The organism is Phaeobacter sp. CAU 1743 (assembly GCF_039839315.1).
Lineage (GTDB): Bacteria > Pseudomonadota > Alphaproteobacteria > Rhodobacterales > Rhodobacteraceae > Phycobacter > Phycobacter gallaeciensis_A.
This window is the reverse complement of sequence record NZ_JBDOQR010000171.1, coordinates 1-2,178: the sequence shown is the minus strand read 5'-3', so window position 1 is coordinate 2,178 and position 2,178 is coordinate 1. Positions and strand designations below refer to the sequence as shown.

The 2,178-nt window shown below is 59.2% G+C and carries 1 protein-coding gene and 1 pseudogene; both read right to left on the bottom strand.

Translation table 11 applies throughout. The features are described 5' to 3' along the window. Positions 1-119: 119 nt before the first annotated feature. Positions 120-1,115 (bottom strand): annotated as a pseudogene (locus tag AAFO90_RS24700) (flagellar basal body P-ring protein FlgI); the annotation flags it as partial. Next, on the bottom strand, positions 1,112-2,178 hold a 1,067-nt coding region (locus AAFO90_RS24695), incomplete at its 5' end, for a flagellin (RefSeq protein ID WP_347511163.1). The pseudogene AAFO90_RS24700 and the gene AAFO90_RS24695, both read right to left, overlap by 4 nt.

Sequence of the window (2,178 nt, the reverse complement as noted above, 5' to 3'; positions counted from 1 at the left end):
CCTCACGGGCATGCTGGCTGCGGGTGAGTTCGGTCCAGGCCATCGTGGTCTCCGTTCAGTGTCGTACCCGAACAGAAACACAACCTCCTGAACTCACTCAATTAGTTTCAAATCGGGCTCTCAGACAAGGATGTGCTTTCGGGAACCTCGGCCAGCTGGATGCCCTCTTCCTCTTCGATGGCAGCACCGGTGCGCGGCACGACAACCGAGTCCCCATTGCCGAACGGGTTGGGCTGCACCACAAGCGGCGCCTCTTCGATCCGGAGGGTCAGATTACCCTGAGCCACGGCCACCCGCGAGATCCGCACGTCGCTGCCCATGACGATCGTACCCGACGCCTGGTCAATGACCACCCGCGCCTTGCGCTGCGGCTCGACAAGGATGTTTTCGATACGTCCAACCGCATGGGCGGTGGAGCGCGCACGGGTGCGCTGGATATCCACCTCAACTGTGCCCGAATCCCGCATCAGAGCGACGCTACGGCCGAATTCAGCGTTGATGGCCCGTTCGATCCGGCCTGCGGTGGTGAAATCAGGTTCGCGCAACGCCAGCCGCATGGAAGACAGAGAGGACAGATCAAAATCGATCTCCCGCTCGACCCGGCCACCAGCCGGAATCACCCCGGCGGTCGGCACGCCCTGCGTCACCGTAGCGGCCTCTCCCTCGGCGACGGTGCCGCCGGCCAGGATGGTCCCCTGGGCCACGGCGTAGATCTGACCGTCAGCCGCATTCAGCGGCGTCATGATCAGGGTGCCGCCCATCAGGCTTTTGGAATCGCCGATAGCCGAGACCGTCACATCGACATTGGCGCCGACCCGCGCAAACGGTGGCAGGGTTGCCGTCACAAACACCGCGGCCACGTTCTTCGGACGGAATTGTTCACCCGTCACGTTGACGCCCAGGCGTTCCAGAATGTTCGTCATGATTTCTTCGGTGAAGGGCGAATTGCGCAGGCCATCCCCTGTGCCATCAAGCCCCACAACCAAGCCGTAGCCGACCAGATCATTGCCGCGCACGCCGTCAAATTCCACCAGATCCTTCAGCCGGATCGCGCTGGCCTGAGCCACGGCAGGAAGAAGGAGACAAGCGACGAGGAGACGCAGAAATTTCATCATGACATATACCTCAGCAGCGACAGTTGGGAGCTGCGGGCCGTCACGGAGTAGAGGCTTTCCAACTGCAATTGAGCCTCTTCAAGACGCGTATACGTCTCGTAGGGGTCGGCCGAAACCAGGTTGTTCTTCGCAATACTTAGGCTGGTCTTTGTCGCAGTATTGCGGCTGCTCACACGATCCAGTTGGGACTCGATAAAGCCAATGCCCGCTTGTTTATCAATCAGCTGCTCATTGCTGTCAGAAAGTTCGAGCGCCGTCGCTTTTGCAAGGTCAACCCTGGTGGCATCGCTCAACCCCAGCGCACTTTCGTTGATCAGAGCGGCAATCGCAAAGCTTTGCAGCGGATGCTTCAGGGCAGGATCGTCCGCGCGAAGGGCGAGCGATACGGTTTCCCCGTCGGCGACTTCAACCGGTGAAAGATCATTGGTGGAGCCCACATACATGGCGTCATCAAATCCACCCGGATCGGCGAACCAATCCTTCACGGCCTGAATGATATCCGTAGCGGTCGTCAACCCCGAAACCTCGGACACCAGTTCGGTCATCAGCGTATCCGCACTGTTCAGTGGCGATGTGGCCGTGGCCGTGCCCGCAAACAGGCTGCGCCCGCCGGTCCAGGCATTAAGTTTGTTGATCGTGGTCACCAGCTCGCCGCGTCCCTCATCGCCGAAACGCTTGGCATCGTCAGCTCTGAGCGTGGGCATCAGAGAGAACAGATCGTCCCGCATGGATTGCACCGACGTCTGAATTCGGTCCAGACTACTCTGCATTCCCGTTGAAAAAAGCCTTGCCTCATTGGTGGCAATCTCGTGACTGTCCAGACGGGTCAGGTTGGTCTCGATATCAGAAAGATAGGTGAAATCGCCACCCAGCCTGCTGGTAATATCGGCAAGCTTCCCACTGGCAAGCTCTTGTCCCAGCGTTTCGATATTCTGCTTAAGGAAAGTCTGAAAAACCTCGTGCTCTGAGCGGGTTGCGGTAGACTGAGCGGGACCTTGAAGGATGCCCGCCGATGCCCAAACAGCCCGCCTTTCCTGCGCTACGCCAGTCAATGAAGAAGAAA